The organism is Nocardioides sp. GY 10127 (assembly GCF_004919085.1).
GTDB lineage: Bacteria > Actinomycetota > Actinomycetes > Propionibacteriales > Nocardioidaceae > Nocardioides.
Genome location: NZ_STGL01000003.1, coordinates 19,322 through 45,619, shown reverse-complemented (window position 1 = coordinate 45,619; position 26,298 = coordinate 19,322). Strand labels below are relative to the sequence as shown.

Here is a 26,298-nt window from a genome sequence, read left to right as displayed (position 1 = left end):
CGTGCCCGCGGGGCGCGGTGTGAGGCACGGAACTGGGTGCCACGTCACGTCCCGGGTGGGGGTCGACGGCGTGCGGCACCGGCGTAGGTTGGCCCGGTGAGCCTGCCGAGGGGATGGACCGAGCACCAGCACGCGGTGGAGAGGCTGCAGGCCTCCTACGCGGCGCTGCCTGCGGGCGCGCCGGTCCGGCTCGCCAAGCGCACCTCGAACCTCTTCCGCCCGCGCGCGGGGGTCACCGCCGGCCTGGACGTGACGGGCCTGGACGGCGTCATCGAGATCGACCCGGTCGCGGCGACGGCCGAGGTCCAGGGCATGTGCACCTACGAGCGGCTGGTCGAGGCGACCCTGCCGCACGGGCTCATCCCCACCGTCGTCCCCCAGCTGCGGACCATCACGCTCGGTGGCGCGGTCACGGGCCTCGGCATCGAGTCCACGAGCTTCCGCTCGGGCCTGCCGCACGAGGCCGTCCTGGAGATGGACGTGTTCACCGGCTCCGGCGCCGTCGTCACCTGCAAGCCCGGTGACGCCCTGTTCGACGCGTTCCCCAACTCATACGGGTCGCTCGGCTACGCGGTGCGCCTGCGCATCGAGCTCGAGCGCGTCCCCGGCTACGTCAGCCTGCGCCACGTGCCCTTCACCGACGCCGCCGCGCTCGCGGAGACGATCGCGGAGGTCGTGCGCACCGGCGAGCACGAGGGGATCAGCGTCGACGGCATGGACGGCGTCTCCTTCCGTCCCGGTGAGCACTACCTGACGCTGGCCACGTGGGCGGAGTACCCCGACGCCCCGCCGAGCGACTACACGGGCGAGAAGGTGTACTACCGCTCGCTCCAGGAGCGGGCCACCGACGTCCTCACCATGAACGACTACCTGTGGCGCTGGGACACCGACTGGTTCTGGTGCTCGGCGGCGTTCGGCGTCCAGAACCCGCTGGTGCGTCGGCTCTGGCCGCGCCGCTGGCGCCGCTCGGACGTCTACCACAAGCTGGTCGGGCTGGACGAGCGCTACCGGCTGGTCGAGCGGCTCGACGCGCGCGCCGGTCGGCCCCAGCGCGAGCGGGTGGTGCAGGACGTCGAGGTGCCGGTCGAGCGGCTCGCCGACTTCCTGTCCTGGTTCGACCGCGCGGTCGGGATGCGCCCGGTGTGGCTGTGTCCGCTCGTCGCGCGCGGGACCTCCTCGGGGGGCCGCTGGCCCACCTACCCGCTGGAGCCCGGCGAGACCTACGTGAACATCGGCTTCTGGGGCACCGTCCCCGTCGGCCCCGACGCCCCCCAGGGGCCCACGAACCGCGCGATCGAGGAGGAGGTGCACGAGCTGGGCGGCCACAAGTCGCTCTACTCCGAGGCCTTCTACGACCGCGAGACCTTCGACCGGCTCTACGACGGCCCCGGGCTCGCCCGGGTGAAGGCCGAGCACGACCCGGACGACCGACTGACCTCTCTCTACGACAAGGTGGTGCGACAGCAGTGACCGCGAGCTCCCAGCAGCAGGGCTTCACGATCGGCGGGGCGGTGGCGTCCCTCATGCGCGACGGCATGCCGGTGCGCCTGGAGGTCTTCGACGGCTCCTCGGCCGGCCCGGCCGACGCGCCCGTCACGCTGGAGCTGATGAGCGAGCGCGGCCTGGCCTACGTCGTGGGTGCGCCGGGGGACCTGGGCTTCGCCCGGGCCTACGTGTCGGGCGAGCTGAAGATCCATGGCGTCCACGAGGGCGACCCGTACGAGGCGCTCGCCCTGCTGATGAACCACACGAAGTTCCGCATCCCGTCCCCGTCCGACGCGATCGCCCTGGTGAAGGGCCTCGCCTCGACGGTCGGGCTCAAGGCGCTCACCCCGCCTCCGCCCCCGCCGCAGGAGGCGCTGCCGCGCTGGCGCCGGGTCGTGGAGGGCGTCCGCCACTCGCTCGGCCGTGACGCCGAGGCGATCCACCACCACTACGACGTGTCCAACACGTTCTACGAGCACGTCCTCGGGCCCTCGATGGCCTACACCTGCGCGGTCTACCCGGAGCTGGACTCCACGCTCGAGCAGGCCCAGGAGGAGAAGTTCGACCTGGTCTGCCGCAAGCTCGGTCTCCAGCCCGGTCAGCGGCTGCTGGACGTCGGGTGCGGCTGGGGCGGGATGGTCCGGCACGCCGCCAAGCACTACGGCGTGAAGGCGCTGGGCGTGACGCTCAGCCGCGAGCAGGCGTCCTGGGCCAAGGCCGCCATCGACGCCGAGGGCCTGGGCGACCTCGCCGAGGTGCGGCACAGCGACTACCGCGACGTCCTGGAGGACGGCTTCGACGCGGTGAGCTCGATCGGCCTGCTGGAGCACATCGGCGTGAAGCAGTACCCCGCCTACTTCTCGTTCCTGCGCTCCCGGCTGCGCCCGGGCGGTCGCCTGCTGAACCACCAGATCACCCGGCCGCACAACAAGCCCACGTCCACGGGCCAGTTCATCGACCGCTACGTCTTCCCGGACGGCGAGCTCACCGGCTCCGGCACGATCATCGCCGCCGCGCAGGACTGCGACCTCGAGGTCGTGCACGAGGAGAACCTGCGCAAGCACTACGCGATGACGCTGCGCGACTGGAACCGCAACCTCGTCGAGAACTGGGACGCCTGCGTGGCCGAGGTCGGCCTCGGCACCGCCCGCGTGTGGGGCCTGTACATGGCCGGCTCGCGGCTGGCCTTCGAGCGCAACGAGATCCAGCTGCACCAGGTCCTCGCGACGCGCACCACCGAGGACGGCGACGACGGGTTCGGGCTGCGTCCCACCTGGTGAGTCCACGGGTGGGCGCGGACGTGCGCGGCGAGGGGATTCGGGTCCCACCGCACGCGGTGAGTAGCCTCGTGCGGTGAGCACCCGGGCCCAGCAGCACACCGCGACCGTCCTGCGCCGCGAGCCGCTCTCCGCGCACCTCGTGCGGCTGGTGCTGGGCGGCGACGGACTGGCCGACCTGGTCTCGACGGGGGTCCCGGACGAGTGGCTCGGCCTCGTCGTGCCGGGCCAGTTCCAGAGCCGCTACTACACGGTCCGCTCGTGGTCCGACGGCGAGCTCGTGCTCGACGTCGTGGTCCACGACCACGGCCTGGTGACCGAGTGGTCCCAGCGCCCCGACGGGGTGGTGGGGGAGCAGGTGACGGTCACCGACCCCAAGGGCTCGGTGAGCATCCCGGACGACGCGGGCTGGGTCGTCCTCGTCGGCGACCTGACGGCTCTCCCGGCGATGGCACGGACGGCCGAGCACGCCCTCGCGCGGGGCCTGCCCGTCCAGGTGCACGCCGAGGTGCCCGAGCCGGTGCCCGGGTACCTGCCCGAGGGCGCTCCGGTGACGTGGCTGCCGCAGCCGGCCCCCGGCGCCTCGGCCCTGGCCGAGGTGGTCGAGGGCCTCACGTGGCCCGACGGCCCCGGGTACTTCTGGATGGCGGGGGAGTCGGCGCAGATGCGCGCGATCCGCAAGCACCTGATGCGGGACGTGAAGATGGCCTCCGACCACTACGACGTGATGGGCTACTGGCGCGGCGGGCAGGAACGTCAGCCGCGCGCCGTGGACCCCGGCCCCATCTGGCGCGCCGGCAAGGCCGCCGGCAAGAGCGACGAGGAGATCTGGGCGGACTACGACGCCGCCCGGGAGGAGACCAGATGACCAAGCTCCCGCCGCCGGCACCGCCGGTCTTCGGCTCCGGCGCCGTGATCCCCGAGGGCCACCGCAGCGGCTTCGCGTCGTTCGTCGGGCGCCCCAACGCGGGCAAGTCGACGCTCACCAACGCCCTGGTCGGCACCAAGGTCGCGATCACCAGCGACAAGCCGCAGACCACCCGCAGCGTCATCCGCGGCATCGTCCACCGCGAGGACGCCCAGCTCGTGCTGGTCGACACCCCCGGCGTCCACCGCCCCCGCACCCTGCTCGGCGAGCGCCTCAACGACCTCGTGCTCTCGACCTGGTCGGAGGTGGACGTCGTGGCGGTCTGCTTCCCCGCGAACGAGAAGATCGGCCCCGGCGACCGGTTCATCGTCAACGAGCTCACCAAGGTCAAGCGGACCCCCAAGATCGCGGTGGCCACGAAGACCGACCTCGCCTCGCCGGAGCGGATCGCCGAGCACCTGCTCGACATCTCCGCGCTGGGCCACGACACCGGCACCGACTGGCTGGAGATCGTCCCGGTCTCCGCGCAGGACGGCAGCCAGGTCGGCCTGCTGGCCGACCTGCTCGTCGGGCGGCTGCCCGAGGGGCCGCCGCTCTACCCCGAGGGCGAGCTCACCGACTCCCCCGAGGAGACCCTCGTGGCCGAGCTCATCCGCGAGGCGGCGCTCGACGGCGTCCGCGACGAGCTCCCGCACTCCATCGCGGTGGTGGTGGAGGAGATGACGCTGCGCGAGGACCGCCCGGCCGACAAGCCGCTCCTCGACGTCCACGCGAACCTCTACGTCGAGCGCGACTCCCAGAAGGGCATCGTGATCGGCCGCAAGGGCGCCCGGCTCAAGACCGTCGGCGCGGCCGCCCGCCAGCAGATCGAGGCGCTGCTCGGCACCCCGGTCTTCCTCGACCTCCAGGTGAAGATCGCCAAGGACTGGCAGCGCGACCCGCGCCAGCTGCGCAAGCTCGGCTTCTGAGCCGTTGCCGGGCCGGCGGCCGTTGAGGAGTGGCCGGTGAGGAGTGGCAGGTGAGGGGTGGCCCGCTCAGGCGGGCGCCCAGCAGTAGCCCCAGGTCTGCCCGGCCTGCCACTGCTCGCGGGTGGGCCACTCGTAGCCCCACTCGAAGTCCAGCGAGCCGCCCGCGGCGGCCTGGCCGGCGGACTCGCACGTCGACTGCCCGGCGGCCCGCGCCGCCTTGCGTCCGGGGTAGGCGCCGCCCGCCGTGCCGACGTCGACGCTGCTCAGGGCCTTCCACGTGTGGGTCTCGCCGCAGGGCACCCGGGAGAAGTCCGAGGCGCTGGGGCGTGCGGTCCCGCACATGCCGTACTCCTGGCGGCCGGCGGAGGTGGCGAGGACGCCGGCCAGGCCCGTGTCGAGCCGGGCCAGCCGCGTCCCCGAGCGCAGGACGACGTCGCAGCGCAGCCAGGTCGCGCCGGCGTCCGACTCCGCCAGCGACGGGGTGAACCAGACGCTGCGCAGCATCGACAGCCGCCAGCGCTCCTCGGAGCCGCCCAGGTAGTCGACCAGGGCGGCGGGGCACGTGGTGGCGCCCTGCGCGGACACGTAGGAGCTGTCGACCGCGAGGAGATGGCCGTCGACCACCGAGTCGAGCTCGGCGACGTCGAAGGTCTGGGTGGTGTGCCGGCTGCGGCAGGGCACCGCCTTCGCGGAGCTGGTGGGGGAGACCACGGCGTCGTAGCCCAGGCGGTAGCAGGCGCCCTGCGCGGGCCGGTCGACCGACGCGTCGGCCGAGGCCGTGTCGGACGCCTTCGCGGACGCCGTGCGCGACGGCGAGGTCGACCCCGAGCCCGTCGCGGAGCCGGAGCCGGAAGGAGTGGTGCCGGAAGGAGTGGCGCCGGAGGAGGCCCCGGAGGGGACCGCGGACGACGGCTCGGCGGCGACGTCGCTCCCCGACCTGGCGGCGCCGACGAGCCGGTAGGCCAGGAGGCCGAGCCCGACCACCAGCGCGAGAGCCACCACGCCGACCAGGGGCGCGAGCAGCCGGGCCCGCAGGCTCCGGCGTGCCCGGCGACGTCCGCTCACGTGCTCGTCTCCGCCCAGCAGACCGAACGCCGGTTGCCCTGCGCCCAGGCGTCCTGGCCGAACCAGGTGTAGGCGTAGTCGAAGTCGTCCGGATAGCCCAGCCAGGCGTCCACGGACTCCTCGCAGTAGTCCTTGGTCGTGGACTCCACCGTCGCGTCACCCGGGTACGGCGTGTCGGGGTAGGGCACGACCTTGATGGTCGTGACGGCGCGCCAGGTGTGCTCGCTGGAGCAGTCGACCTGCTGCCCGCTCTCGAGCGTCTCGCCGTCGACGCAGAGCATCCACACGTCGTCGGGCGTGGCCAGCAGTCCCTTGGTGCTCTCGGGCAGCGAGCGGTAGCCGTCGAGCTGGGGGCCGCCCCCGACCAGGTCGCAGCGGAACCACCGGGCTCCCGCCGCCCACTCCTCGTCGGTCGGGCGGAACCAGACCCAGGAGAGGATCGTGCGCATCGCGGTCGACTCGTCGGCGCCGAGGTGCTTCTCGAACCGGGTCGTGCACCGGGTGTGGACCCACAGGCTGACCTGCTCGGAGTCCGCGGCGTCGTCGGCGAGGCGCGCGGGGAGCTCGCCGCTGGCGAACGTCTCCGCCGTGTGCCGCGACGAGCAGTCGACCGTGGCGCTGCTGTTGGAGTCCGCGGCGATGTCCGCGGCCGTGAGCTGCCGGCAGGCGCCGACGGACGGCGCCTCCAGCTGGAGGGCGCCCGACGAGTCCCCGGCCCCCGCTCCGAGGCTGCAGGCGGTGAGCGGGAGGAGGAGCGCCGCCGCCGTCACCAGACCGAGCACTCGGCGGAGCGCAGGGCTCCGCAGACGCTGGCGGCACGGGGTGCGGGGCACGGTTCCTCCGGGAGTGGGCGGACGACGGGCCGGTGCGGTGACGCGCGGGGGAGCGCGGCGCGGGCGGCTCCCGTCGGCGCGGATCGTACCCGCCGGGCGCCTCCGACCCCGACCTCGCGGCGCCCGGGGCGACGCCATGTCAGGGAGATAGGTCACTGAATGGTCGGAACCGGTCACGTCAGGCCACAAGTGTTGCCAGAATGCGTCGAGTGCTCCCTGATGCCCGCCGTGCCCGCGCTGCCGTGGTGCTCCTGGCGACCCTGCTGTCGGTGGGTGCCTACCTGCTCTTCGCGGGCGACGGTGCGGTGCTCGGCTACAAGGACACCGTCTCGCACCTGCTGATCGGACGGCGCCTGGTCGTCGGCCAGGAGACGGGCCTCGCCCAGCTGGGCGGCATCTGGCTGCCGCTGCAGCACCTGTGCATCATGCTGCTGGCCTGGAACGACACGCTCTACCTGTCGGGCCTCGCGGGCAGCGTCTTCTCGATGGCGGCCTACGTCGGCACGGTCGTGGCGCTGTACGCCGTCGGCCGCCGGTCCACGGGCTCCCACGTCGCGGGGCTGGTGGCCGCCGGGGTCTTCGGTCTGAACGTCAACGTGCTGTTCCTGCAGGCGACCCCGATGACCGAGACGCTCATGTACTGCGGCGTCGCGGTGGCGGTGCTCGGGGTCGTCCGGTGGTGCCAGGACGAGTCGGTGCCCTGGCTGTTCCTCTCCGCCCTCACCTGCGGTCTCCTCGTCTTCGTCCGCTACGAGGCCTGGGTGTTCGACGCCGCCCTGTGGTGCGTCGTCGTCTACGCGTCGTGGCGCCGTGGTGACCGCTTCCTCCGCGGGGACGCCGAGGGGCAGGGTCTGGCCCTCTTCTTCGGCCTCTACATGGGGCTCGGGCTGGTCGCCTGGCTGGCGTACTGCCAGATCATCTTCGGCGACGCCCTGGTCTGGCTCCACGGTGACTACAGCAGCAAGGCGCAGGTGAGCGAGATCGGCGACCAGGTCGTCGGCGAGCTCTCCCGGACCGTGCGCACCTACGGCTACGCCGTGCTGCACACCATCCCGGTCGGGCTGCTCGTCACCGGTGGCGCGGGCCTGGTGGTGATGGCGGTGCGGGAGCGGTTCTCCGCGGTCTGGGCAGCGTTCCTCTCCACCACGGCGCCCGGGGCGTTCCTCGTCTACGGCCTCTACTCCGGCTCGCAGCCGATGAACGTGGTGGAGGTGGACGGGCTCCTCTACAACCTGCGCATGGCCGTCGTGTGGATCCTCCCGGTCGCCCTGTTCACGGGATACCTGGCCGCGACGGTGTCCCGCGCCCTGGTCGGGCTCGCGCGCCGGCGGGGCCTCGTGCGCCCGGCGCACCGGGGCGCCGTGCCGGTCGTGCTGGCCGCAGCGGCGACGCTGGTGTTCCTGGCCCCCGCGCTCGCGGCCTTCGGCGAGTCCTCCGTCGACCCCACGGACGGCGTCATCACCTACGAGGAGGCGCTGCAGGCGCGCGCCGACTACGCGCCCGACCGGGCGGCCGGCCTGACGGTGGCGAGCGAGACCGACGGGCTGGTGCTCGCGCAGGCCTTCTCCAACGAGTGGGTCGTCTTCCCGCTCCAGGAGCGACTCGTCTACGAGGGCACGTCGAGCGAGTGGGACGCCGCGCTGGCGGACCCGGCGGCGGCCGACATCGACGTGATCGTCATGCGGGTGACGCCCGGCTCGACCGACCTCGTGACCGAGCGGCTGCGCGGCAGTGACGCCGTGCGACGGGACTACCGGCTGCTCCTGAAGACCTACGACCTCCGGATCTACGTGCGCAGGGAGACCTCGTGAGCCTCACCCAGGAGACGGTGGTGCACCGCACCCCGCACAGGCGGACCGGTTCCACCGGGACGGCCGCCGCCGGCACCGCCCCCACCCGCACTGCTCCCACCAACACGGCACCCACCAGCACCGGGCGGACCGGCCCGCTGGGCACGCCGGGCGGCGCGGCGCCGCGCCCCGCGGCGTCCTCGACGGGCCGCACCGGGTGGCGGCGCGAGACCGCGGACGTGACCCTCACCCGCGCGCAGCGCGTGGTCGCCGTGACGGCCCTGCTCCTGCTGGCCGCCACCGCGCTGGTCAGCCCGCTGACGCCCGTGCGCCTCCTGCTCACGGGGACCACGCTGTTCCTCGTGGCCTACGTCGCGCTGCGGCTGTTCCTCGTCCTCGCCAGCGGCGGGCACCGGCACGTGCCGCGCGTGCACGTCGAGACCGAGGACCTCCCGCGCTACACGACGCTGCACCCGATGTACCACGAGGCCAACATGATCCCCCTCGTGGTCGCGTCGATGTCGGCGATGGACTACCCGAAGGACCGGCTCCAGTGCCTCCTCGTCCTGGAGGAGCGCGACACCGAGACGGTGGAGGCGGCCCTGGCCGCCGACCTGCCGCCGTGGGTCGAGATCGTCGTGACCCCGGCGGTTGCGCCGTACGGCAAGCCCAAGGCCTGCAACTACGCGCTCCAGTTCGCCACCGGCGAGTTCGTCGTCATCTACGACGCCGAGGACAAGCCCGAGCCGGGCCAGCTCCGACGGGCCGTCGAGACGTTCCGCGCCGCCGAGCTCGCGGGGGAGCGGCTCGGCTGCCTGCAGGCGCGCCTGGTGTTCGACAACGCCGTCCCGCTGCGGGACGAGAGCGGGCGGGTCCTGCGTGACGCCGAGGGGTTCGACGTGCGGCCCACCACCTGGACCACGCGGTTCCTCGGCAACGAGTACCTCCTGCACTTCGGCTTCGTCCTGGCCGGCCTCGACCGCTTCGCCCTGCCGGTGCCCCTGGGCGGCACCTCCAACCACTTCCCCCTGAGCGTGCTGCGGTCCGTCGCCCTCGAGCCCGACCAGATGCCCGTCATGCCGGACCCGCAGGACGCCTCCGTCGGCGCCTGGGACCCCTGGAACGTCACCGAGGACGCCGAGCTGGGCGGCACGATCGCGGCGCGCGGGCTGCGCACCGGCCTGCTCGACAGCTGGACCGACGAGGAGGCCGTCCTCACCGCCTCGGCCGCGATCAACCAGCGCAGCCGCTGGGTGAAGGGCTACGCCCAGACCTCGCTGGTGCTCCTGCGGCACCCGCTGCGCAACCTGCGCGCGCTCGGCCCCGTCGGCTACCCCGTGTTCCTGCTCCAGGTGGGCGGGACGTTCCTCTCCCTGCTGCTGGCCCCCCTGCTGTGGGTGCTCACCGCGGTGTACCTCGTCACCGGCTCCCCGCTCATCGAGTCGCTCTTCTGGCTGCCCGTCTACTACGCGGGGCTGGGCCTCCTGCTGGTCGGCAACCTGGGCCTGGCGTCGGTGTCGTTCTACGTGGCCGCACGCACCCGCCAGCTCGGCAGCATGCGGCACCTGGTGCTGCTCACGCCGGTGTGGTGGGCGCTGCTCTCGACCGCCACGGTGCTGGCGTTCCTCGAGCTCTGCTTCCCGTCGTGGCGGCCGGCCTGGAACAAGACCGCCCACGGCGTCCGGTACATGACGCGCCGGCGCCGTCTCGCACTGGCCATCGCGGCCCGCCTGCGCGGCCCGGTCGCCACGCCCGTGGCCGAGCCCGTGGCCGAGCCCGTGGCTGTGCCGGTGGCTCCTCCGGTGGCTGCTCCGGTCCTGGCCGTCAGCGCCGAGGCGGCGTTGGCGGAGGAGGCCGCCCTGGCGGCGGAGCGCGAGGCCGCCCGCCTGGTCACCGAGCGCGAGGAGCTCCGCGCCGCCGCCGAGCTGGAGGCCCTGCGGGTCCGCGCGCTGCGCGCGGAGGCCGAGTCCCGGGCCGCTGCGGCCCGCGAGGCCGTCGCAGCCCAGCAGGCGGCGGCCGCCCGGGAGGCTGCCGCCGCCCGCGAGGCCGTCGCTGCCCGTGACGCTGCCGCCGAGCCGGTCGCCCGCGGCACCGCGCCGGCAGGCGGCGGGCTGCGCCGCCTGGTCAGCGGCGGCCCGACCGCCGCCCCGGCCATGGCGCGCTCCGCCGTCCGGTCCCGGCAGGCCGCGGACGCCGGCCACGGCACCGCGCCCGAGACGGTGCCCAACACGGTGCCCGCCGCGGCCCAGGCCCGACGTCGGGCGGTTCAGCCGCCGAGCGACATGGGTGCCGCGCTGCGCCGCTCCGGCCGCCGTCCCGAGCCGATCGAGAAGCCCCGGCTGCGCTTCGTGGCCCCGGCCACCGGTGGGCCGGCGGGCCTCGCCGCGCCGACGGTCCCGAGCCGGTCGCGGCTCGCGTCCGCCGGGACGTCCGGCGCGCTGGTGCTCCTGGACCCGCCCGGGTCCGACCTGGCGCTCGGCCCCGCCGACGACGCGCGGGAGAAGGAGCTGGTCGGCGCCCGCTGACCCGGGTGCGGCCGGGGTGCTCCGGCGGTCAGGGGGCCCAGCCGTGCCGGTGCGCCCAGGCGACGGCCTGGGTCCGGCGGGCGGTGCCCGTGCGCTGGTAGATCTCGCGGATGTAGGTCTTCACCGAGTTGACGGACACCCCGAGGCTGGCGGCGATCTCGTCGTTGGACTGTCCGAGCCCGATGAGCACGAGCACCTCGGCCTGCCGGTCGGAGAGCCCGGGGAACATGGGGCCGGTGGGCGGCACGACCGAGCCACCCGTCGCCACCGTGCGCAGGGCCGCGAGCAGCTCGACGCCCCCGCAGGTCTTGGCCACCACGCCGCGGGCCCCCGCGGACAGGGTGCGGCGCACCAGCGCGGGGTGCAGCCGCCAGCCCCAGCCCAGCACCCGGGCCGGGGCGACGGCCTCGATCCAGGTGAGCCGCGCGGTGGTGTCGTGCCGGTCGAGCGGGTACGGGTCGAGGAGCACGACGTCGACCTCCCGCTGCGGCGTCGGGGCCGGGACGACGCGGAGGTCGACGTCCACCTCGCCGGCGGCAGCCAGCAGCGGCCCGAGGCCTCGGACGACGAGCTCGGGCTCGCCGAGCACGCCGACCCTCAGGGGTGAGATCGACATGGCCGGAAAACTAGTGCGGAATGATCCCAGCACGTTCCGATGATGCCTCATCCTTCGGGGTGAAATCTGCCCCCGATCTTCCCAGGCCGGCGCTCGTCCCACGGGGGACCGGACCGGCCGACCCCCGGGACTGGGGCGCCCGGGGATGCTGCGCTACTCTGGCTGGACCATGACGCGCCGCCTCCTCCTTGGTTGCCGCAGCGGGGTCTGAGCCAGCCGGACCTCCTCGCTGCGGGTGACTCGCGCGCGCCGGCCCCCTCTCGCGCCGGACCTCTGTGCCGGGCGCACACACCCCGAGGAAGCACTTCCATGAGCACGTCCAGGATCCACCTGAGCAACACCGCCAACACGCAGTCCGCCAGCGGGATGCCGGTCGAGCGGTACCGCCCGTTCGTCCCCGTCGACGTCCCCGACCGCACCTGGCCGACCAAGAAGATCGAGAAGGCCCCGCGCTGGCTCTCGACCGACCTGCGTGACGGCAACCAGGCGCTGATCGACCCGATGAGCCCTGCCCGCAAGATGAAGATGTTCGACCTGCTGGTGCGGATGGGCTACAAGGAGATCGAGGTCGGCTTCCCCAGCGCCAGCCAGACAGACTTCGACTTCGTCCGCCAGCTGGTGGAGGGCGACAAGATCCCGGACGACGTCCGCATCTCCGTGCTGACCCAGGCCCGCGAGGACCTGATCGAGCGCACCGTGCAGTCGATCGTCGGGGCGCCCAACGCCAGCGTCCACCTGTACAACGCCACCGCGCCGCTGTTCCAGCGCGTCGTCTTCAAGGTGACCCCCGAGGAGTGCGTGGGGATCGCGGTGCGCGGCACCGAGCTGGTGATGAAGTACGCCGAGCAGGCCCTGGGCTCCGACCTGGCGGGCTTCGGCTACCAGTACAGCCCCGAGATCTTCACCCAGTCCGACACCGACTTCGCCCTGCACGTCTGCGAGGCGGTCTCGGACGTGTGGCAGCCCGAGCCCGGGCGCGAGATCATCCTCAACCTGCCGGCGACCGTGGAGATGTCCACGCCCAACACCTACGCCGACCAGATCGAGTACTTCGGCCGCGGCCTGACCCGCCGCGACGTCTCGGCGATCTCGCTGCACCCGCACAACGACCGCGGCACGGCCGTCGCCGCCACCGAGCTCGCCCTGATGGCCGGTGCCGACCGCGTCGAGGGCTGCCTCTTCGGCCACGGGGAGCGCACCGGCAACGTCGACCTGGTGACGCTGGGCATGAACCTGTTCAGCCAGGGGATCGACCCGCAGATCGACTTCTCCGACATCGACGAGGTGCGTCGCACGGTCGAGTACTGCACCCAGCTGCCGGTGCACCCGCGCCACCCCTACGCGGGCGACCTCGTCTACACCGCCTTCTCCGGCTCCCACCAGGACGCCATCAAGAAGGGCCTGGAGGACCTGGAGACCCGGGCCGCCGAGGCGGGCGTGAGCGTCGACGAGATGCCCTGGGAGGCCCCGTACCTGCCGATCGACCCCAAGGACGTCGGCCGCACCTACGAGGCGGTCATCCGGGTCAACAGCCAGTCCGGCAAGGGCGGCGTCGCCTACGTCCTCAAGGCCGAGCACAAGCTGGACCTGCCGCGTCGGGCCCAGATCGAGTTCAGCCGCGTCATCCAGCAGCACACCGACGCCGAGGGCGGCGAGATCACCCCGGAGCAGATCTGGGACGTCTTCCGTGCCGAGTACCTGGACAAGCAGGCCCCGCTCAAGGTCAACTCCGTCTCCCGCTCCTCCACGGAGGGGGAGAAGGACCACATCGAGGCGGACGTCTACGTCGACGGCGAGAAGCAGCACCTCACCGGTGAGGGCAACGGCCCGCTCTCGGCGTTCGTGGCGGCCATCAACGGGCTGGCCGCCGACTTCGACGTCCGCGTCCTGGACTACTCCGAGCACGCGCTGTCCGCCGGTGGCGACGCGCTCGCCGCGGCCTACGTGGAGTGCTCGGTGCGCGACCAGATCTTCTGGGGCGTCGGGATCGACGCCAACATCGTCCGCGCGTCGATGAAGGCGGTCGTGAGCGCGGTCAACCGCTCCGCCTGACCGGCCAGGGACACGTCGACGGGCTGCCGCACCGGCCGTCACCCCTGGCCACCGCCGCGAGCCTGCAGGGCCCGGTCCTCGTCACCTCGAGGGCCGGGCCCTTCCGCTTGCGCGGAGGTGAGTGGGGGGTGGGTCGGGGGTGAGCCGGTGGCCGGCGCGCTCAGCCCTCGCCGACCGGCAGCGCCGTGTGCCGGCCCGGGCCGTGCCCGGGCTCGGGGGCGGCGCCGGGCAGGACGACGGTGAAGGTCGCCCCCTGGAGGTGCTCGGAGCGCACCGACACCGTCCCGGCGTGCGCGGCGACGACGGCCGCGACGATCGACAGGCCCAGGCCCGGGCCCTGCACGGCCCGGTCCACGGCGGTCGAGGAGCGGTAGAACCGCTGGAACAGCCCCTCCTGCTCCTCGGCCGGGATGCCGAGACCGGTGTCGCGGACCTCGAGCCGGACCTCGGCGGCCGTGCCCGTGACGGTGAGGTGGACCTCCCCGCCGGCCTCGGTGAACTTCACGGCGTTGCCGAGCAGGTTGTCGGTCATCCGCCGCAGCAGCACCTCGTCGCCGAGCACCTCGGCACCCCGCTCGGCGGTGCAGGACAGGGAGAGCCCCCGCAGGGCGGCCGCGTCCGCATGCCGCTCGCAGGCCTCCTCGGCCACCCGCGCCAGGTCGACGCGGTGCCGCTCGCGCCCCTCGACGATCCCGGCGTCCATCCGGGCGAGGAACAGCAGGTCCTCGTTCATCGCCGCCAGCCGCTTGGCGTTGCGCAGCACGGCGTCCACCATCTTCAGCTGCTCCGGTGCCAGCGGCTCGTCGGCGAGGAACTGGGCGTAGCCGAGGATCGAGGTGGTGGGGGTGCGCAGCTCGTGGGAGACGGTCATGACGAAGTCGGACTTGGCCCCGTCGAGGGCCTTCAGCTGCTCCACGACCTGTCGCTCCGCCGTGACGTCCCGGGCGACGAGGAGGTACCGCGAACGTGCGGCCGGCTCGTCCACCCTGCTCAGGGTCACCGACAGCGTGACGCTCCCGCCGCCGGGGAGCCGCACCCGCCAGTCGGTCGGCTCGGCGAGGTCACCGTCGGGGGCGGCGAGCGTGGTGAGGGCCTCGGCGTTCCGGTCGCCCGGCTCGGCCGGCGCCTCCCCGAGGGCGTCCACGCGCTCGAGCAGGTCCGCCACCGGCGTCCCGACGAGCGCGTCCACGGCCCGGCCGAGCAGGATCTCCGCGCCGGCGTTGGCGACGGTGACGACGCCGTGCTCGTCCAGGCCGAGGATGCCGGTGCCCACGGGAGCCCGGAGCAGGTGGTCGACGAGCGAGGACGCCGCGCGCTCCTGCGTGACGTCGATGCCGGTGAGGACGAGCAGGGCGGCCTGCCCGTCGGCGTCCCGCACGGCGTTGTCGCTCCAGCGCACCCGCAGCGTGTCACCCGCGGCGGTCCGCGCGTGGCGCTCGCGCACGACCGGCGCGCCGGAGCGGTTGGGCCAGGTCGCGAGCGTCTCGAGGTCGCCCCGGGCGCCGGGGACGAGCCCGGTCTCCCAGACGGGACGGCCCAGCAGGTCGGCGGCGGGCCAGCCCGTGACCCGGGTGGTGGCGTCGTTGACGAGCCGCACCCGGCCGTCGGGGTCGCACACGACGATCATCGCGGCGGTGGTCGCGAGGGTGGACTCGGTGAGCCGCTCGGCGTCCTCGGCCCGGCGCCGGGCGGCCTCCTGGTCGGTGAGGTCGAGCAGCTGCACCGACCAGGTCGCCGGTTGCTCCCCGGGCGCGGTGAGCGGGGTCAGACCGAGCTCGAGCCGGGCTCCCGGGCGCCCCGGCACCCCGGTCCGTCCGCGCCAGGTCTCGGCCCGCCCGGTGGCGTGGGCGAGGCGGGTCCGGGCGGACTCGTCCACGAGGGCCCCGAGGGGCTGGCCCAGGATGCTGGCGCGGCTGCGGCCCAGGGCCGCGAGGGCCGCGTCGTTGGCTCGGGTGACCCGGACGGTCCCTGCGTCGTCCTCCTCCGCCAGCAGGTTGCCGAACACGGAGTCGGTGAAGTGCCGGGTGAACAGCGCCTGCTCGCGCACCAGCGCGGAGCTCAGCCGTCGCCGCTGGTGGAGCAGCAGTGCCGGGGGCAGGGTCAGCAGGACCACGCACACGACGTAGGCCTGGACGAGGACGGAGAGCAGCACCGGGTCGCCGTCGGTGTCCGCGTAGGGACCCCAGCCCTGCTGGGTGGCCAGCGTGACCCCGATGCCGACGAGGAGCACCTCGAAGGCCGTCACCCGTGCGCCCAGGCGCAGGGCGGCCCAGGCCAGCAGGGGGAGCGGGGCGACGGCGAGGGCGAGCTGCTGCCCCGGGGAGAACGCGAAGCCGAAGGCCAGGCACGCCAGCACGACCTGCACCGCGGTCTCGCCGCCACGGGCACCCTCACCGGGCGCGGGCGAGGGGCTGCCGACGGCGGCGAGCGCCACCACGGAGGACGCGAGCCAGGCGATGACGGCCGCGCCGCCCAGGCGCAGCAGGCCGGCGGGGGTCGGGCCCTCCCCGGACGCGGAGAAGGCCAGCGTCAGCGCGGCGATGCCGCCGCCGAAGGCGAGCGAGCCGGCCAGGCAGGCCGCCAGCAGGCGGGCCAGGTCGCGCGTCCCGTCCAGGCCCCGCCAGGAGGTGCGGCGGCCGACGCCGCGCAGCGAGAGGGCGACGACGGTCGCCGCCACGGCGTCCGTCCCGCCCAGGACGACGGAGGCGACGAGGGGGGTGCCGGAGAGGGCGGCGTGGGCGATCCCGACGGCCAGGGCGAGGAGCACCGGCACGACGACCTGCGTCCACCCGGGACGCGCCCGCACGGTCAGCCACGCCGCGAGGCCGGCCGCGGGCCAGCCGACGGGCAGCGCGGAGCCCTCGGACTGCTCGCTCACGAGCAGGGTGCCGCCGGCGACGAGCGCCGCGAGCACGAGGAGGAGCGCGAGGGCCCCCGGCCCGAGCGGGGCGGGTGCCTGCCGGCCCGCGAGGGCGGGGTGGTCGATCGGCCGCGCGTCGCCGTGGGCGGCGGGGTGCGTGACCCGGTCGCCTGGGGTTACGGCGGCGGCGCTGGGGGCGCCTGCCGGGGTGGGGGGACCCACGGACATGAGCACAGTGTGGCGCACACGGCCCCGCAGCGTGCCGGAACCGCGGCCTGTCGGTGCGGCGCGGCACAATGGCCGGGTGCCCCTCTACCGCGACGAGGCGGTCGTCCTCCGCACCCACAAGCTGGGGGAGGCCGACCGCATCATCACGCTGCTGACGCGCCAGCACGGCCTGGTGCGCGGCGTCGCGCGCGGCGTGCGCCGGACGACGTCGCGGTGGGGCTCGCGGCTGGAGCCGTTCACCCACGTCGACGTGCAGCTGGCCGAGGGCCGCAGCCTCGACACGATCACGCAGGCCGAGACGGTCACGCCGTTCGGCCGCTGGGTGGGGGAGGACTACGACCGCTACACGGCCGGGACGGCGATGCTCGAGACCGCCGAGCGGCTCGTCGCGGAGGAGAAGGAGCCCGCCGTCCAGCAGTTCCTCCTGCTCGTCGGGGCGCTCTTCGCCCTGTGCGGGGACAAGGAGGGTCGCGAGCCGGCCCAGGTGCTCGACTCCTACCTGCTGCGCTCGCTGTCCGTGGCAGGCTGGGCCCCCTGCTTCGACGGGTGCGCCCGCTGCGGCCTCGAGGGGCCGCACCGGTGGTTCAACCCCGGCATGGGCGGCGTCCTGTGCGCCACGTGCCGGGTGCCCGGCTCGGCGAGCCCCGCGGTGGAGACGGTCACCCTGCTCTCGGCGCTGCTCACCGGGGACTGGCCGGTGGTCGCCGACGCGGACGCGAGGTCGCGCCGCGAGGCCAGCGGGCTGGTCTCGGCGTACGTGGCCTGGCACCTCGAGCGTGGCCTGCGCTCGCTGGCCTACGTCGAGCGCTGAGCCGGACCCGTCGGCCCGGAGGTCGGCCCCGAGGTCGGCCCGGGGATCGGCGCGGGCCGCGGCCCGTCGTAGGCTCACGGGTCGTGAAGCGTCCCGTCGCCCGCCCGACCCCGCACCCGTCGGGGGCCACGCCCCCGCCGATCCCCGCGGACCTCGTGCCCCGGCACGTCGCGGTGATCATGGACGGCAACGGCCGCTGGGCCAAGGAGCGCGGGCTGCCGCGGACCAAGGGCCACGAGGCCGGCGAGGCCGCGTTGTTCGACGTCGTCGAGGGGGCCATCGAGCTGGGCGTGAAGGCGGTCTCCGCCTACGCCTTCTCCACCGAGAACTGGTCCCGCTCGCCCGACGAGGTCCGCTTCCTCATGGGCTTCAACCGCGACGTCATCCGTCGGCGCCGCGACGAGATGCACGCCCTCGGCGTGCGGGTGCGCTGGGCCGGCCGCGCGCCACGGCTGTGGAAGTCCGTCGTCAAGGAGCTCCAGGTCGCCGAGGAGCTCACGAAGGACAACGACGTCTGCACGCTCACCATGTGCGTGAACTACGGCGGACGTGCGGAGCTGGCGGACGCGGCACGGGCCCTCGCCCGCGACGTGGCGGCGGGTCGGGTGAACCCCGACAAGGTGGACGAGAAGGTCTTCGCCCGGTACCTCTACGTCCCCGACCTGGCCGACGCCGACCTCGTGTGGCGGACGTCGGGAGAGCAGCGGCTCTCGAACTTCATGCTGTGGCAGGCCGCCTACGCCGAGATGGTCTTCACCGACATCCTCTGGCCGGACGTCGACCGGCGGGCGCTCTGGCGGGCCTGCGAGGCCTACGCCTCCCGGGACCGGAGGTATGGCGGCGCGCTGCCGAACCAGGTCGGCACCGGCACCGGCACGGGGGCCCCGGTCACGGGCGAGGCCTGACCGCCCGCTGCGCCACGAGCCGCACCGCCGCGTCCAGGACGGCGGGCGGGGGACCGGTCACGTCCAGCACCACCCCGTCCTCGTCGTCCTCCAGGGGCTCGAGCGTGGCGAGCTGGGAGTCCAGCAGCGAGGCCGGCATGAAGTGGTCGGGCCGGTGGGAGACCCGACGCCGCAGCTCGTCGACGGGCGCGGTGAGCAGCACCGGCAGCACGTCGGGGACGCCGTCGCGCAGCCGGTCCCGGTAGACCCGCCGCAGCGCCGAGCACGTCGCCACGCACCCGCGACCGGCCTCGGCGTGCTCCGCCAGCACCGCGTTGACCCGGTCGAGCCAGGGCCGGCGGTCCTCGTCGGTGAGCGGCGTGCCCGCGGCCATCTTCGCCACGTTCGCCGCCGGGTGCAGGTCGTCGCCCTCGACCAGCTCCCAGCCGAGTCGTCGCGAGAGGCCCTCGGCGACGGTCGACTTGCCGGTGCCGGAGACCCCCATGAGCACCACGCGCAGGGGTGGCAGCGCGACGTCTGGGCGACGGGGCTGGTGACGGAGGTCGTCAGGGCGGGAGGCGGGAGCGGTCACGGCGTCGACGCTACGCCGGGGCCACCTCTCCCTCCGGGGGGCGGCTCAGGCGCAGGCCGTGCAGGTCCCGAAGATCTCCAGGGTGTGGCTGACGTCGGTGAAGCCGTGCTGCTCGGCCACCCGGTGCGCCCAGTCCTCGACCTCGGGGCCCTCGATCTCGACGGTGGTGCCGCAGACCCGGCAGACCATGTGGTGGTGGTGGCTGGTCGAGCAGGACCGGTAGACGGCCTCGCCGCCCTCGGTGAGCACCCGGTCGACCTCCCCGGCGTCCGCGAGGCGCTGGAGCGTCCGGTAGACGGTGGCCAGCCCGACCGTGTCGCCGCGGCGGGTGAGCAGCTGGTGGATCTCCTGGGCCGATCGGAAGTCCGAGAACGTCTCCATCGCCGCGCTGACCGCCAGCCGCTGCCGGGTGGGCCGCAGGCCGGCCGCGCCCTTGGTGGCGCCTCCGTCGGTGCCGCCGTCGGTGCCTCCGTCGGTGCCGCCGTCGGTGCCTCCGTCGGTGCTGGTGTCGGTGCTGGTGTGGTCAGTGCTCGTCATAGTGCTCTCCGTGGACGGCGTGCCGGTGACCGTCGTGGACGTAGTCGACGTGGTCCCCGTGCGGCACGGCCTGGTGGCCGCACGCGGGCCCGTGGGCGTGGTCGTGGTGGCCGGCTACGTCGTGCTCGTCGGTGTCCTCGACAGCGTAGGGGTCGTCCGGGAACGGCGCCGCGAGACGCTGCCGGTGGCGCGACCAGGCGCCCACCGGCCAGGCCAGGGCGAAGAACGCCAGCGAGAGCAGGACGATGGTCGGGCCGGGCGCGACCCGGGCGGAGTAGGACGCGACGGCCGAGACCCACAGCCCGCCGACCGCGGAGACGAGCCCGACCAGGACGGCGCCCACGAGCGTCGCCCGGAAGGACCGGGCGAGCTGCTGGGAGGCCGCGACCGGGACGATCATCAGCGCGGAGACCAGCAGCAGCCCGACCGTGCGCATCGCGACGGTGACGGTGGCCGCGGCCACCACGGCGACGAGCACGTTGTAGAGCCGCACGCGCAGCCCGGCGACGCGGGCGAACTCGGGGTCCTGCGACACGGCGAACAGCTGCGGGGAGAGGCCGAGGCAGACCACGACCACGAAGGCGGCCAGCACCATCGTCCACACCACGTCGGCGACCGAGATCGTGGTGATGGAGCCGAAGAGGTAGGACTGGAGGTTCGCCGCGCTCTGACCGCCGATGCCGGTGAGCAGCACGCCGCCCGCCAGTCCGCCGTAGAACAGCAGCGCGAGGGCGACGTCGCCGCCGGCCCGCCCGCGCTCGCGGATGAGCTCGATGAGCAGCGCGCCCAGGACGGCGGTCACCACCGCCGTCCAGGTGGGGGAGGTGCCGGTGAGCAGGCCGATCGCGATACCGGTGACCGCGACGTGCCCGAGGCCGTCGCCCATGAGCGAGAGCCTGCGCTGCACCAGGAATATCCCGACCATGGGCGCGGCCAGTCCGGTCACCACGGCGGCGATGAGCGCGCGCTGCATGAAGGGGTAGTCGAGCAGCTCGAGGGCGGTCATCGCGGGTGCTCCGTGGCGTCGGGGGCGGGGCTGTCGAGGGGCCGGTCGAAGGGGGAGAGGACCGGGGGCGCGCCGTGGTCGACCGCGCCGTCCGGGGCGTGGCCGTGGCCGTGGCCGGTCCCACCGCCCAGCATCGTGTGCCAGGGCAGGTGGACCTCGGCGTCCGTGAGCGGCCCGCCGTCGCGGACGACGCGGCCGTCGCGCAGGACGACGCACCGGTCGACCAGCGGGGCCAGCGGCCCGAGCTCGTGGGCGACCAGGACGATGGTCGAGCCGCGGTCCTTGAGCACCCGCAGCGTGTCCGCGAGGGCCTCCTGGTGCGGCAGGTCGACGCCGGCGGTGGGCTCGTCGAGGAAGAACAGCTCCGGCTCGCCGGCCAGCGCCCGGGCGATGAGGACGCGCTGCTGCTGCCCGCCGGAGAGCTGCGCGACGTTGTCCCGCGCACGGTCCGCCATCCCGACGGTCCCCAGGGCGTCCGTGATGGCCGCACGGTCGGTGCGGGTGAGCGGGCGCAGCGGGCGTCGGCGGGTGAGGCGTCCGCTGGCCACGACCTCCCACACGGAGGCGGGGACGCCGGAGGCGGCGCTGCCCCGCTGGGGCACGTAGCCGACGCGGTGCCAGTCGCGGAACCGCCGGGCGTCGGTGCCGAACAGCTCCAGCCCGCCGCGGCCGAGCGGGAGCAGCCCGACGAGCGTCCGCACGAGCGTGGACTTGCCGGAGCCGTTGGCGCCCATGAGGGCCACGAAGTCACCGCCGGCGACCGTGAGGTCGATCCCGCGCAGGACGGGGCGGCCGCCGAGGGCGACCGCGCCACCCGTGAGGCGCACGGGCGGGGCCGCGGACTCGGCGGGTGCGCGGCCCTCCTGGCCGTGGGGGGCGGGGCGGGGCGTCAGCGGCATCCGTCGGCCTTCTCCAGGGCGGCGAGGTTCTCCTGCATCAGGGAAAGGTAGTCCTCGTCCGCGGTCTCGTCGGTGAGGCCCTCGATCGGGTCGAGGACGGCGGTGGTCACCCCCGCGTCGTCCGCGAGCGTCCGGCTCAGGGACGCCGGAGCCAGCCGCTCGCCGAAGACGGTCGTGATGCCGTCGGACTCGATGAGCGCGTGCAGCCGCGCCAGGTCGGCGGGCGTCGGCTCGGCGTCGGGGGAGAGCCCGGCGATGCCCTCGACGGTGAGGCCGTAGCGCTCGAGGTACCCGAAGGCGTCGTGGCTCACCACGATCGTCGACCGTGCGCACTGCGCCAGGCCCTGCGTGTAGGCCGCGTCGAGGTCGGCGAGGTCCGAGACGAGGTCGGCCGCGTTCGCGGCGTACTCCTCCGCGTGGTCGGGATCGGCCTCGGCGAGGGCGTCGGCGAGCGCGTCCGCCACCTGGGCGAGCCGCGTCGGGTCGAGCCAGAAGTGGGGGTCGATCTCGTTGCCCTCGGCGTCGGTGACGTGCTGCTCGGCCTCGCCGTCCAAGGACTCCTCGTCGTGCCCGCCCTCGTCGTCGAGGGTGAGGAGGTCGACCACGTCGCCCACGTCGATCGTGGCGCCGGTGGCGTTCTGCTCGACCGCGTCGGCGACCGTCGGCTGGAGCGCCGTCTCGTACAGGACGACGTCGGCGTCGGCGATCTGCTCGGTCTCGGCGACCGTGAGCTCGAGGTCGTGGGGCTCCTGCCCGGGCTGGGTGAGGTCGTCGACCTGCGCCAGGGCGCCGCCGCCGGTCACCCGGTCGGCGACGAACTCCAGCGCGTAGAAGGCGGTGGCGACGCGCACCGTGCCGTCCTGTGCGCTGCGGGGGCTGTCGGCGCCGTCGGAGAAGGCCGAGCAGCCCGACAGGGCGCCGGTGGCCGCGACGGCGAGCAGCCCCGCGGCGGCCAGCGCGACGGGGCGCCTCGCGCGCGAGGAGCGGACGGATCGAGGGAGCATGAGAATCAGTCTCATTGGTGCTGAGAATCGTTGTCAACTCGAGCCTGCCCCCGCGGCGGGGGTCGGCCCCCCTACGCTGGGGCGGTGCTGGTGGTGAACCGATTCCGGGTGGGCGGCGACGCCGAGGGGGAGCAGGACGCCGAGCGCGCGGCCGCGTTCGCCCGCGACGTCCTCGAGGCCCACGAGGTGCTGGCGGCCCGGCCCGGCTACGTGACCGGCCACGTCGGGCGCAACGTCGACGAGCCGGACCTGTGGACGCTGGTGACCCTCTGGGAGAGCGTGGGCACGTACCGCCGCGCGCTGTCCGCCACCGAGGTCAAGATGCGGGTGCACCCGCTGCTCTACCGGGCCCTGGACGAGCCCAGCGCCTACGAGCTCGTCGGGCCCGGGGCCGACCTCAACGTGCCCGAGCCCCGCTCGTTACCCTGACCTCTCACCTCTCCGCCGGCAGCCAGCCGGCGGTCTGCCCTGCTGGAAGGAACTCCCGTGGCCAAGCCGCCGCCGTCCGTCGTCGACACCGTCGTCTCGCTCGCCAAGCGTCGAGGTTTCGTGTACCCGTGCGGTGAGATCTACGGCGGTACGCGCTCCGCCTGGGACTACGGCCCGCTGGGCGTGGAGCTCAAGGAGAACATCAAGCGCCAGTGGTGGCGCTCCATGGTGCAGTCGCGCCAGGACGTCGTCGGCCTCGACTCCTCCGTCATCCTCCCGCGCCAGACCTGGGAGGCCTCCGGCCACGTCGCGACCTTCACGGACCCGCTGACCGAGTGCCAGTCCTGCCACAAGCGCTTCCGCGCCGACCACCTGCAGGAGGCCGTCGCCGAGAAGAAGGGCATCGACGACCCCGACTCGATCCCGATGTCGGAGATCGCCTGCAGCAATTGCGGCACCCGCGGCGCCTGGACCGAGCCCAAGCAGTTCTCCGGTCTGCTCAAGACCTACCTCGGCGTCGTCGAGGACGAGTCCGGCCTGCACTACCTGCGCCCCGAGACCGCGCAGGGCATCTTCCTCAACTTCGCCAACGTCGTGACCAGCCAGCGGATGAAGCCCCCGTTCGGCATCGCGCAGATCGGCAAGTCGTTCCGCAACGAGATCACGCCGGGCAACTTCATCTTCCGCACCCGCGAGTTCGAGCAGATGGAGATGGAGTTCTTCGTCAAGCCGGGTGAGGACGAGGAGTGGCACCAGTACTGGATCGACACGCGGACCGCCTGGTACACCGACCTCGGCATCAACCCCGACAACCTGCGGCACTTCGAGCACGCCAAGGAGAAGCTCTCCCACTACTCCAAGCGCACCGTCGACATCGAGTACCGGTTCCGCTTCGCGGGCTCCGAGTGGGGCGAGCTCGAGGGCATCGCCAACCGCACGGACTTCGACCTCTCGACGCACGCCGCCGCCTCGGGCAAGGACCTGTCGTACTTCGACCAGGCCAACAACGAGCGCTACACGCCGTACGTCATCGAGCCCGCAGCCGGCCTGTCCCGCTCCCTCATGACGTTCCTCGTCGACGCCTACCACGAGGACGAGGCGCCGAACACCAAGGGCGGCGTCGACAAGCGCGTCGTGCTGCGGCTCGACCCGCGCCTCGCGCCGGTCAAGATCGCGGTCCTTCCGCTCTCGCGCAACGCCGACCTCTCGCCCAAGGCCAAGGACCTCGCCGCTGAGCTGCGCAAGCACTGGAACGTCGACTTCGACGACGCCGGCGCCATCGGCAAGCGGTACCGCCGCCAGGACGAGATCGGCACGCCGTTCTGCGTCACGGTCGACTTCGACACCCTCGAGGACGGCGCGGTCACCATCCGCGAGCGCGACACCATGAGCCAGGAGCGGGTCTCCCTGGACCAGGTCGTCTCGTGGATGGCCGGGCGTCTCGTCGGCGCGTAGCCCTGCGGGCCGGGGTGCCGGTGTGGACAATGGCGCGGTGAGCAGCAACCGCACCGCCCGTCCCACCGGCCCCACCGCCCGCCCGCGCCGGGCCTCGGTGGCAGTCCCCGGACTGATCGCCGGGGCCCTCGTGCTGTCCGCGGCCCTCGCGGGCTGCTCCGGGGACGACTCCCCGGCGCCGGCGGACTCCACCACCTCGGCGTCCGCCACCTCGACGCTGGCGGTCCCCGCGGGCGTCACCCTCACCGAGGACGGCACCGCGCTCAAGGTCGGCCAGAAGGCCACCGTGGCCTACAAGGTCACGCAGAAGAAGGTCGGCGTCCTCACCATCACGGTCAAGAGCCTGCGCCGGACCACCTTCGCCCGGTCCTTCTCCGGGTGGCGGCTGCCCGCCTCGGTGAAGAAGTCGCGCCCGTACTTCGTGACCGCCACGTTCAAGAACCGCGGCACCACGAGCCTGGCCGGCGAGCGGCCGCCGCTCTACGTCACCGACGCCGACGGGGTGCTCGTCGAGTCCTCGCAGTTCGCGAGCTCGTTCACGCCCTGCCCCTCGACGTCCTTCCCCTCGACGTTCAAGCCGGGCGCCACCGTGACGACGTGCCTGGTCTACCTCGTGCCCGACGGCGGCACGCTGGAGAACGTGGCCTTCCGCCCGACGCAGGACGTCGCGGGCCTGACCTGGACCGGCAAGGTCGTGGCCGTCGGCGAGAAGAACAAGCTCAAGAAGAAGCAGAAGAAGGGCTGAGCCCGCCCGGGGCGCCACCGGCCCGCGAGCGGGCCTCGGCGACGAACGCCCGGGGCTCGTCCACCCAGGCCGCGACCGCGTGGGCGCGCACCACGCCCCCGCGGGTGTCGATGGTGCGCGGCTCAAGGAGCGCCAGCAGGACGTTGGTCCGACCGCTGACCGCCAGCGACAGCACCACCGACGTGCTCCCGTCGGCCCGCTCGACGGGCGCGCCCGCCTGCAGCGCCCACAGGGAGCTCTCCAGGTCCTCCTCGACGGCTCGGGCGTCGGCCACCTCCACCCAGGGGAGCCGCAGGACGTGGCCGCAGCCCTGGCGCAGGGTGATCGCCTCGTCGTCGACCAGGTGCGGGCGGGTCCGCAGGCCGCCCAGCATGCCCAGCATCCAGACGAGGCCCCAGACGCTCAGCACGAGAAGCGCGAGCCGGAGCGGCTCCCAGGGGACGATCAGGTGCATCGCCACCGTCTCAGCGGCGGACGCGCCGATCCACAGCCACGTCACCGGGCTGACCAGGCGCGCGTACCCCCAGGGCGTGCTGCCCGCCGGCACGTGCGGGCGGCGAGCCAGCCAGCGGGCCAGCGACACGTAGGCCCAGACCTCGGTCACGAGCGTGTGCACGACGAGGCCGCGCCAGGACGTCCAGGGCCTCATCGGCCCGGCCTCCGGCACCGTCGCCACGGCCGCTCAGCCCCGGTGGGCGACGAGGACGCGGCCCGTCCAGGTGCCGGGGGAGTACGGGCGCCCGGACGGCGAGCCGACCCGTCCGCCCGCCTCGGTGAGCAGCAGCGAGCCGGGGGCGTGGTCCCACGGCTTGGTCTTGGGGAAGACCCCCAGCCGGGCGGAGCCCTCGGCCAGCCTCGGGTAGTCGATCCCGCTGGCGGTGAGCGTGAGCAGGCGCCCCGGTCGGCTCGACGGCGGCGCGAGCCGGACCCCGTCCGCGTACGCGCCGGCGCCCCGCTCGGCGACGAAGGCGCGGCCGTGCTGCGGCTGCCAGATCCAGGAGCGGACGACCTCGCCCGCGCGCAGCTCCGCCAGCATGACGGCATGGTCCGGGCTGCCCGCGACGAAGTGCCGGGTGCCGTCGACCGGGTCGACGGTGAAGGCGTGCGGGGCGCCCACCCCGGCCAGGAGCCGGGGGTCGGCCGCCACGGACTCCTCGCCGACCACCACGGCGTCCGGGAAGAGGGAGCGCAGCCGGGCGGTGATCGCGACCTCGGCCTCGCGGTCGGCGACCGTGACGAGGTCGAAACGGTGGGCCTTGCTGGCGACGTCCTCGGGGTCGAGGTGCCCGAACCGGGGCGTGATCACCTCGGCGGCGACCTCCTGCAGCATCCCCAGCACGCCGTCGGTGTCCACGGGTCCACTCTAGGG

General features: G+C 74.0%; 23 protein-coding genes. 12 read left to right on the top strand and 11 right to left on the bottom strand.

The window, feature by feature from the left end:
• The first annotated feature begins 96 nt into the window (after positions 1-96).
• The 4 genes from E8D37_RS03940 (at position 97) to era (ending at position 4,598) form a co-directional block, all read left to right on the top strand.
• Positions 97-1,470, top strand: a complete 1,374-nt coding sequence (locus E8D37_RS03940) for an FAD-binding oxidoreductase (protein WP_136568482.1) — start codon at positions 97-99, stop codon at positions 1,468-1,470.
• Positions 1,467-2,765: a class I SAM-dependent methyltransferase gene (locus tag E8D37_RS03935; RefSeq protein WP_240770177.1), complete on the top strand. Its 1,299-nt coding sequence runs from the start codon at positions 1,467-1,469 to the stop codon at positions 2,763-2,765. The genes E8D37_RS03940 and E8D37_RS03935 overlap by 4 nt, the downstream gene beginning before the upstream one ends.
• A gap of 73 nt (positions 2,766-2,838) precedes the next feature.
• Positions 2,839-3,630 (top strand): siderophore-interacting protein, encoded by a 792-nt coding sequence (locus E8D37_RS03930; protein WP_136568481.1) that lies wholly within the window; start codon positions 2,839-2,841, stop codon positions 3,628-3,630.
• The gene (gene era, locus E8D37_RS03925; protein ID WP_136568480.1) at positions 3,627-4,598 is read left to right on the top strand and encodes a GTPase Era; all 972 of its coding nucleotides are present in this window, start codon (positions 3,627-3,629) and stop codon (positions 4,596-4,598) included. The genes E8D37_RS03930 and era overlap by 4 nt, the downstream gene beginning before the upstream one ends.
• 66 nt (positions 4,599-4,664) lie before the next feature.
• Here the strand turns inward: era and E8D37_RS03920 are convergent, their stop codons facing one another.
• Both E8D37_RS03920 and E8D37_RS03915 read right to left on the bottom strand, forming a co-directional pair.
• Positions 4,665-5,663: a septum formation family protein gene (locus E8D37_RS03920; RefSeq protein WP_136568479.1), complete on the bottom strand. Its 999-nt coding sequence runs from the start codon at positions 5,661-5,663 to the stop codon at positions 4,665-4,667.
• Positions 5,660-6,445 (bottom strand): septum formation family protein, encoded by a 786-nt coding sequence (locus E8D37_RS03915; protein WP_240770176.1) that lies wholly within the window; start codon positions 6,443-6,445, stop codon positions 5,660-5,662. The genes E8D37_RS03920 and E8D37_RS03915 overlap by 4 nt, the downstream gene beginning before the upstream one ends.
• A 260-nt stretch (positions 6,446-6,705) precedes the next feature.
• Between E8D37_RS03915 and E8D37_RS03910 the strand changes: the two genes are divergently transcribed.
• Both E8D37_RS03910 and E8D37_RS03905 read left to right on the top strand, forming a co-directional pair.
• Complete coding sequence (locus E8D37_RS03910; protein ID WP_168929609.1) at positions 6,706-8,307, top strand: glycosyltransferase family 39 protein; 1,602 nt, start codon at positions 6,706-6,708, stop codon at positions 8,305-8,307.
• Positions 8,304-10,811 carry a glycosyltransferase gene (locus E8D37_RS03905; RefSeq protein WP_136568476.1) on the top strand — a complete coding sequence of 836 codons (2,508 nt, stop codon included), beginning with the start codon at positions 8,304-8,306 and terminating at the stop codon, positions 10,809-10,811. Before E8D37_RS03910 ends, E8D37_RS03905 begins: the two co-directional genes overlap by 4 nt.
• A 28-nt stretch (positions 10,812-10,839) precedes the next feature.
• Here the strand turns inward: E8D37_RS03905 and E8D37_RS03900 are convergent, their stop codons facing one another.
• Positions 10,840-11,427 carry a response regulator transcription factor gene (locus E8D37_RS03900; protein ID WP_136568475.1) on the bottom strand — a complete coding sequence of 196 codons (588 nt, stop codon included), beginning with the start codon at positions 11,425-11,427 and terminating at the stop codon, positions 10,840-10,842.
• Positions 11,428-11,736: 309 nt separating this feature from the next.
• On the opposite strand from E8D37_RS03900, the gene leuA reads away from it, so the two are divergent.
• The gene (gene leuA, locus E8D37_RS03895) at positions 11,737-13,479 is read left to right on the top strand and encodes a 2-isopropylmalate synthase (RefSeq protein WP_136568474.1); all 1,743 of its coding nucleotides are present in this window, start codon (positions 11,737-11,739) and stop codon (positions 13,477-13,479) included.
• Between the two features lie 160 nt (positions 13,480-13,639).
• Here leuA and E8D37_RS03890 read toward each other — a convergent pair whose 3' ends face one another.
• Positions 13,640-16,567 (bottom strand): ATP-binding protein, encoded by a 2,928-nt coding sequence (locus tag E8D37_RS03890; RefSeq protein WP_136568473.1) that lies wholly within the window; start codon positions 16,565-16,567, stop codon positions 13,640-13,642.
• A gap of 76 nt (positions 16,568-16,643) precedes the next feature.
• Between E8D37_RS03890 and recO the strand changes: the two genes are divergently transcribed.
• Together recO and E8D37_RS03880 are read left to right on the top strand one after the other, a co-directional pair.
• A complete protein-coding gene (gene recO, locus E8D37_RS03885) occupies positions 16,644-17,378 on the top strand; it encodes a DNA repair protein RecO (RefSeq protein WP_136568472.1) in 735 nt (244 codons plus the stop codon).
• A gap of 83 nt (positions 17,379-17,461) precedes the next feature.
• Positions 17,462-18,283, top strand: coding sequence for an isoprenyl transferase (locus tag E8D37_RS03880; RefSeq protein WP_136568471.1), 822 nt, complete (start codon positions 17,462-17,464; stop codon positions 18,281-18,283).
• On the opposite strand, the gene E8D37_RS03875 is transcribed toward E8D37_RS03880, so the two are convergent.
• The 5 genes from E8D37_RS03875 to E8D37_RS03855 are packed head-to-tail and all read right to left on the bottom strand — an operon-like array spanning position 18,267 to position 22,300.
• On the bottom strand, positions 18,267-18,854 hold the full coding sequence (locus E8D37_RS03875) for a gluconokinase (protein ID WP_240770175.1): 588 nt from the start codon (positions 18,852-18,854) through the stop codon (positions 18,267-18,269). The two genes, E8D37_RS03880 and E8D37_RS03875, sit on opposite strands and share 17 nt — an antisense overlap.
• Before the next feature lie 45 nt (positions 18,855-18,899).
• The gene (locus E8D37_RS03870; RefSeq protein WP_136568470.1) at positions 18,900-19,391 is read right to left on the bottom strand and encodes a Fur family transcriptional regulator; all 492 of its coding nucleotides are present in this window, start codon (positions 19,389-19,391) and stop codon (positions 18,900-18,902) included.
• Positions 19,378-20,397 (bottom strand): metal ABC transporter permease, encoded by a 1,020-nt coding sequence (locus E8D37_RS03865; protein ID WP_136568469.1) that lies wholly within the window; start codon positions 20,395-20,397, stop codon positions 19,378-19,380. Before E8D37_RS03865 ends, E8D37_RS03870 begins: the two co-directional genes overlap by 14 nt.
• A complete protein-coding gene (locus tag E8D37_RS03860; RefSeq protein ID WP_136568468.1) occupies positions 20,394-21,296 on the bottom strand; it encodes an ATP-binding cassette domain-containing protein in 903 nt (300 codons plus the stop codon). The genes E8D37_RS03865 and E8D37_RS03860 overlap by 4 nt, the downstream gene beginning before the upstream one ends.
• Positions 21,287-22,300 (bottom strand): zinc ABC transporter substrate-binding protein, encoded by a 1,014-nt coding sequence (locus tag E8D37_RS03855; RefSeq protein ID WP_168929608.1) that lies wholly within the window; start codon positions 22,298-22,300, stop codon positions 21,287-21,289. The genes E8D37_RS03860 and E8D37_RS03855 overlap by 10 nt, the downstream gene beginning before the upstream one ends.
• Before the next feature lie 84 nt (positions 22,301-22,384).
• Between E8D37_RS03855 and E8D37_RS03850 the strand changes: the two genes are divergently transcribed.
• Genes E8D37_RS03850 through E8D37_RS03840 form a run of 3 tightly spaced genes read left to right on the top strand, consistent with a single transcriptional unit; the run spans position 22,385 to position 24,929 of the window.
• Complete coding sequence (locus E8D37_RS03850; RefSeq protein ID WP_136568466.1) at positions 22,385-22,729, top strand: antibiotic biosynthesis monooxygenase family protein; 345 nt, start codon at positions 22,385-22,387, stop codon at positions 22,727-22,729.
• Between the two features lie 57 nt (positions 22,730-22,786).
• Positions 22,787-24,184, top strand: a complete 1,398-nt coding sequence (locus tag E8D37_RS03845; protein WP_206055560.1) for a glycine--tRNA ligase — start codon at positions 22,787-22,789, stop codon at positions 24,182-24,184.
• 37 nt (positions 24,185-24,221) lie between these two features.
• On the top strand, positions 24,222-24,929 hold the full coding sequence (locus E8D37_RS03840) for a hypothetical protein (protein ID WP_136568464.1): 708 nt from the start codon (positions 24,222-24,224) through the stop codon (positions 24,927-24,929).
• On the opposite strand, the gene E8D37_RS03835 is transcribed toward E8D37_RS03840, so the two are convergent.
• Together E8D37_RS03835 and E8D37_RS03830 are read right to left on the bottom strand one after the other, a co-directional pair.
• Positions 24,904-25,578, bottom strand: a complete 675-nt coding sequence (locus E8D37_RS03835) for a hypothetical protein (protein ID WP_136568463.1) — start codon at positions 25,576-25,578, stop codon at positions 24,904-24,906. The genes E8D37_RS03840 and E8D37_RS03835 overlap by 26 nt on opposite strands.
• A gap of 33 nt (positions 25,579-25,611) precedes the next feature.
• Positions 25,612-26,283: an inositol monophosphatase gene (locus E8D37_RS03830; RefSeq protein ID WP_136568462.1), complete on the bottom strand. Its 672-nt coding sequence runs from the start codon at positions 26,281-26,283 to the stop codon at positions 25,612-25,614.
• Between the last annotated feature and the right edge of the window lie 15 nt (positions 26,284-26,298).

Bases quoted from the DNA above. Each gene is read 5' to 3' on its own strand.
- E8D37_RS03865 (WP_136568469.1), bottom strand. From the start codon at position 20,397: ATGACCGCCCTCGAGCTGCTCGACTACCCCTTCATGCAGCGCGCGCTC.
- era (WP_136568480.1), top strand. From the start codon at position 3,627: ATGACCAAGCTCCCGCCGCCGGCACCGCCGGTCTTCGGCTCCGGCGCC.
- E8D37_RS03890 (WP_136568473.1), bottom strand. From the start codon at position 16,567: ATGTCCGTGGGTCCCCCCACCCCGGCAGGCGCCCCCAGCGCCGCCGCC.
- E8D37_RS03900 (WP_136568475.1), bottom strand. From the start codon at position 11,427: ATGTCGATCTCACCCCTGAGGGTCGGCGTGCTCGGCGAGCCCGAGCTC.
- E8D37_RS03835 (WP_136568463.1), bottom strand. From the start codon at position 25,578: ATGAGGCCCTGGACGTCCTGGCGCGGCCTCGTCGTGCACACGCTCGTG.
- E8D37_RS03870 (WP_136568470.1), bottom strand. From the start codon at position 19,391: ATGACGAGCACTGACCACACCAGCACCGACACCAGCACCGACGGAGGC.
- E8D37_RS03855 (WP_168929608.1), bottom strand. From the start codon at position 22,300: ATGCTCCCTCGATCCGTCCGCTCCTCGCGCGCGAGGCGCCCCGTCGCG.
- leuA (WP_136568474.1), top strand. From the start codon at position 11,737: ATGAGCACGTCCAGGATCCACCTGAGCAACACCGCCAACACGCAGTCC.
- E8D37_RS03860 (WP_136568468.1), bottom strand. From the start codon at position 21,296: ATGCCGCTGACGCCCCGCCCCGCCCCCCACGGCCAGGAGGGCCGCGCA.